The organism is Halorubrum wangae, from assembly GCF_051194135.1.
Classification (GTDB): domain Archaea; phylum Halobacteriota; class Halobacteria; order Halobacteriales; family Haloferacaceae; genus Halorubrum.
The window spans coordinates 1-5,374 of the sequence record NZ_JBLZNH010000009.1 but is presented as its reverse complement, the minus strand read 5'-3'; the positions used below and the strand labels follow the sequence as shown (position 1 = coordinate 5,374).

General features: G+C 57.2%; 1 tRNA gene and 3 rRNA genes. All 4 read right to left on the bottom strand.

The window, feature by feature from the left end:
- Positions 1-33 precede the first annotated feature (33 nt).
- Positions 34-155, bottom strand: a 5S ribosomal RNA gene (gene rrf, locus ACNS84_RS16065).
- Between the two features lie 146 nt (positions 156-301).
- Positions 302-3,214 (bottom strand): 23S ribosomal RNA (locus ACNS84_RS16060).
- Positions 3,215-3,479: 265 nt separating this feature from the next.
- Positions 3,480-3,551, bottom strand: a tRNA-Ala gene (locus tag ACNS84_RS16055).
- A gap of 167 nt (positions 3,552-3,718) precedes the next feature.
- Positions 3,719-5,188, bottom strand: a 16S ribosomal RNA gene (locus ACNS84_RS16050).
- Together the 16S, 23S and 5S rRNA genes with 1 tRNA gene alongside form the textbook arrangement of a ribosomal RNA operon.
- Between the last annotated feature and the right edge of the window lie 186 nt (positions 5,189-5,374).

The window sequence follows — 5,374 nt, the reverse complement described above, 5'->3', positions numbered from 1 at the left end:
TAAACGAAGTGGGGCAATTGCCCCAGATGAATGGCGAGGCGGCGAACCGCGGTTCCCAGAGGATCGCTCACTCCAGTACTTCCCGGTACGCTGGTGGGCTTAACTTCCGTGTTCGGAATGGGTACGGGTGTCTCCCCACCGCTCTGGCCGCCTTCACGCCGACTCTCGGATTCGAACCGAAACTCGCTACTTCCATAGCGAGACGCCTGTGTCGGTGGTTCCGATCTCTCGATCAGGTGACCGTGTATATGTGCGATCCAGTTACCGCCTGAACTCAACCAAGTGTGGTGTCAGTGCCGTATGATTGTGGCTTCGGTCTGTTAGTGCTCGTGGACTCAACGCCTCGTTGCCTCGGCGCGTACATCCCGAGTCTATCGAACTCGTCTTCTACGAGTGACCTCAACGGTACTTCTTTTCCATGTGGGTTTCGAGCTTAGATGCGTTCAGCTCTTACCCCGTGTCGCGTGGCTACCCGGCATTGCGTTCTCACACAACCGGTACACCAGTGGCGACCAAACGTAGTTCCTCTCGTACTATACGTTCGTTCACGTCAAGTACCTTGACACCCCCAATAGATAGCAGCCGACCTGTCTCACGACGGTCTAAACCCAGCTCACGACCTCCTTTAATAGGCGAACAACCTCACCCTTGCCCGCTTCTGCACGGGCAGGATGGAGGGAACCGACATCGAGGTAGCAAGCCACCCGGTCGATATGTGCTCTTGCGGGTGACGACTCTGTTATCCCTAAGGTAGCTTTTCTGTCATCTACGGGCCCCATTCCGGAGCCTCGTAGGTTCGCTAGACCACGCTTTCGCGTCAGCGTCACTCGTTGGGAATGACACTGTCAGACCATCTTGTGCTCTTGCGCTCTTCGCCGGATTCCCGACCCGGCTGAGATGATCTTCGGGCGCGCTCGATATCTTTTCGAGCGCGTACCGCCCCAGTCAAACTGCCCGGCTACCGGTGTACTCCTCCCGGAGTGAGAGTCGCAGTCACCGACGGGTAGTATTTCAATGTTGTCTCGGTGGCCCGCTGGCGCGGGTACCTGTGTAATGACTCCTACCTATGCTGCACATCGGCGACCACGTCTCAGCGACAGCCTGCAGTAAAGCTCTATAGGGTCTTCGCTTCCCCTTGGGGGTCTCCAGACTCCGCACTGGAACGTACAGTTCACCGGGTCCAACGTTGGGACAGTGGCGCTCTCGTTTATCCATTCATGCAAGCCGCTACTGAAGCGGCAAGGTACTACGCTACCTTAAGAGGGTCATAGTTACCCCCGCCGTTGACGGGTCCTTCGTCCTCTTGTACGAGGTGTTCAGATACCCGCACTGGGCAGGATTCAGTGACCGTACGAGTCCTTACGGATTTGCGGTCACCTGTGTTGTTATTAGACAGTCGGAGCGCCCGAGTCACTGCGACCTGCTCCGTAGAGAGCAGGCATCCCTTCTTCCGAAGGTACGGGACTAACTTGCCGAATTCCCTAACGTCGGTTCTCCCGACAGGCCGTGGCTTTCGCTGCCAGAGCACCTGTGTCGGATCTCGGTACGGACATCGTGCTTGCCTTTTCACGGGCCCTATGTACGGCTGAATTTCTCTATCTCGCGCTTCACTCGCTTCGTGCCATGACGGCTTCCACGAGTTTCCACGATTCGACCGGGCGAAAGCCCGGCTCAGCGTTCCACACGGCGTCGGCGTTTACTGCACGATGGCACTGGAATATTAACCAGTTTCCCGTTGATGCAGTCGAATTACGGTGCATCTTAGGACCGGCTGACCCTCGGCTGAGTGGCAGTGCCGAGGAACCCTTGCTCATCAGGCCGTCGAGGTTCTCACCCGACTATCGCTGCTACTGTGACCAGGATTGTCGTTTCTGAACGGTCCACACGAGTTCTCACCCGTGCTTCCATCCGAACAGAACGCCAACCTACGCGGTTGCCCCTGTCAAGGGCACGGCCAGGTCTCGGTGGTAGATTTGAGCCCCGATCATTTTGGGCGCCTCAAACCTCGGCCGGTAAGCTGTTACGCTTTTCTTAGAGGGTAGCTGCTTCTAAGCTCACCTCCCGGCTGTTTAGGGCTTGAGACCACCTTCGAATCGCACTTAATCTACACTTTGGGACCTTAACCCGGCTCTGGGTTGTTCCCCTCACGGTACACAGGCTTACCCCGCGCACCGGACTCCCTTCGTCTACAACGCCTGCGGGTTTGGAGTTTGACAGGATGGCCGACTCCTCTCGGAGGCGGGTCATCCAATCGGTAGCTCTACCCCGCGGGCTATCTCGGAAGAGGTCATGCTTCGACATGTTTCGGTTGGAACCAGCTGTTGCCAGGCTCGATGGGCCTTTCACCCCTATGCGCAGATCACGAGAGGATATTGTAGAATACCACCTCTAACGGGCCTCCACGTGGCTTTCGCCACGCTTCACCCTGCCTGCGTATAGATCGCCTGGTTTCGGGTCGCACCCAATTGACTCCCCGCGCTTGAACACGGTGGCCCTCGCAATGCTGCGGCCGTATCGGTTTCCCTGCGCCTTCCCCGGTTCACGGGTTAGACTCGCCAATCAAGTGCACTCCCTGGGTCGTTTTTCAAAACGCACGACACGACGCCGGCTCGATTCTCTTCCTACTGGAGGATCGCTCCTCGGTCGTTTTGAGAATCGCCTTGTACGCCCTGTCGCTCGATCGCCAGCTGATTTCAGGCCCTATTGCACCGCCCTTCTCGGGGTGCTTTTCAGCGTTCGCTCACGCTACTTGTTCGCTATCGGTCTCGAGGAGTGTTTAGCCTTCTCAGGGGATGCCTGAGTCGTTCACAGAGGATATCCGACCCCTGCTACTCTGGTATTGACGCCAACGGTACTGCACTCTCGTACGGGGTTGTCACCCTGTTTCACGCTCCATTCCAGGAGACTTCTGAGAGCGGGTCGCGTTTTGGTTGTCAACCCGAACACCACATTGGTCCGAAGACCTTCGGTTTGGGCTGTGTCGCGGTCACTCGCGGTTACTAACGACATCGCGTTTGCGTTCTTTTCCTTCCCTTACTGAGATGTTTCAATTCAGGGAGTTCCCTATTGCGCGTGGCAATTGTAAACGGATTCCGATTCGGAAATCTCATGTTCTTCCCCTCCATGCGGGTCCCATGAGCTTTTCGCAGCTTGGCACGTCCTTCATCGGCTCTCGAGCCGAGCCATTCACCAGCTGGCACAGTAGCCAGTAGTGTGTCAGTCAACTCTCCGAAGAGAGTACTGACGGTGTCAAGTGACATAGTGTCACCCGACTGTATATGGTTCACTGACGTTCCACGAACTCGATTGAGTTCAGTGGACGTCTGGATCGCACGTATACACGGTCGTCATCGAATCACCCTGGCGGGGCGTTCGTCGAACCCTTCCCATCCGCGGTTTCCCGGGATGGTGCATCGGTCGTCGTACCCTAACGGAATCGCGTCTCCCACTTAAGGGGACGGATTCGCATCGGGGTGACATGGACTCACTGGGATTCGAACCCAGGGCATCCTCCTTGCAAAGGAGGCACTCTACCGCTGAGCTATGAGCCCACCTTCCCGTGTTGGGAAGGAAGTTGGTGCTGGTGTCTGCGTGTGAGTCGTGGTCGTTCGTCGGTGTCCAGGTCGGCGAGTGGGTGGACACGCGACCATGCATGAATAGTGACCGTCTTGGAAGACGGTCGAAAGGTGAGCTCCCTCGAGAGGGAGTCTCGGGTCTGTGGAGGTGATCCAGCCGCAGATTCCCCTACGGCTACCTTGTTACGACTTAAGCCCCCTTGCGAAGCCCAGATTCGACTCGTGTAACGAGCCTCATCCGGACCTCACTCGGGTGCTTTGACGGGCGGTGTGTGCAAGGAGCAGGGACGTATTCACCGCGCGCTTATGACACGCGATTACTACCGAATCCAGCTTCATGTGGGCGAGTTGCAGCCCACAATCCGAACTACGATCGAGTTTCTGAGATTACCGTCTCCTTTCGGAGTAGGAACCCTTTGTCTCGACCATTGTAGCCCGCGTGTTGCCCAGCACATTCGGGGCATACTGACCTACCGTTGCCCGTTCCTTCCTCCGTGTTAGCCACGGCGGTCTCCCTACTGTCCCCAGCCACTTCGCAGTGCTGCTGGCAAGTAAGGATGCGGGTCTCGCTCGTTGCCTGACTTAACAGGACGCCTCACGGTACGAGCTGACGGCGGCCATGCACCTCCTCTCTGAAACTCGGATAAGGTCATCAACCTGATCGTCATTATTACAGTCGATGCTGGTGAGATGTCCGGCGTTGAGTCCAATTAAACCGCAGGCTCCTCCGGTTGTAGTGCTCCCCCGCCAATTCCTTTAAGTTTCATCCTTGCGGACGTACTTCCCAGGCGGCCTGCTTAGCGGCTTCCCTACGGCACAGCACCCACTCGTAGTGGGAGCCACACCTAGCAGGCATTGTTTACGGCTAGGACTACCCGGGTATCTAATCCGGTTCGAGACCCTAGCTTTCGTCCCTCACTGTCGGATCCGTTCTCGCGACGTGCTTTCGCCATCGGCGGTCCGTCCAGGATTACAGGATTTCACTCCTACCCCGGACGTACCCGTCGCGCCTTCCGGTCCCAAGCCACACAGTTTCCACCGGACGCCCACCCGTTGAGCGGGTGGATTTTCCGATGGACTTGTGCGGCCAGCTACGGACGCTTTAGGCCCAATAAAATCGGCCATCACTCGGGCTGCCGGTATTACCGCGGCGGCTGGCACCGGTCTTGCCCAGCCCTTATTCGTCCACCTCCCTACGGTGGACAAAAGCGTAGGCTCTATGCCTACGCACTTGGGATTCCCTTATCGCACTGTCGTGCAGTGTAAAGGTTTCGCGCCTGCTGCGCCCCGTAGGGCCCGGAATCTTGTCTCAGATTCCGTCTCCGGGTTCTCACTCTCATGACCCGTACCGATTATTGGCACGGTGGGCCGTTACCCCACCGTCTACCTAATCGGCCGCAGCCACATCCTTCGGCGCCGGAGCATTTGGCACAGTCCTCATTCCAGGTGGACTGTGGTATACACTATTAACCTCAGTTTCCCGAGGGTATCGTGTTCCGAAGGGTAGTTTGGCCACGTGTTACTGAGCTATTCGCCACGAGTCTGAACTCGTGCGACTAGCATGGCTAAATCGAATCCCAATAGCAATGGCCTCCGGCAGGATCAACCGGAATGTATAACCTCCGAACCTGGTTCCCGGCTCGGAGGGGGTGTTGGCGGGTTTTGACTCGCGATGAGTCAAAACACCATTGCATGGTCTATGTGGTGTCCGAGTCACCCAGCGACCTGGATGACACCGAACGACCACGGCTCACATCAGATTTCCTCTTACGCCGGAGCGCAGGGGGCGAAATCCTCAT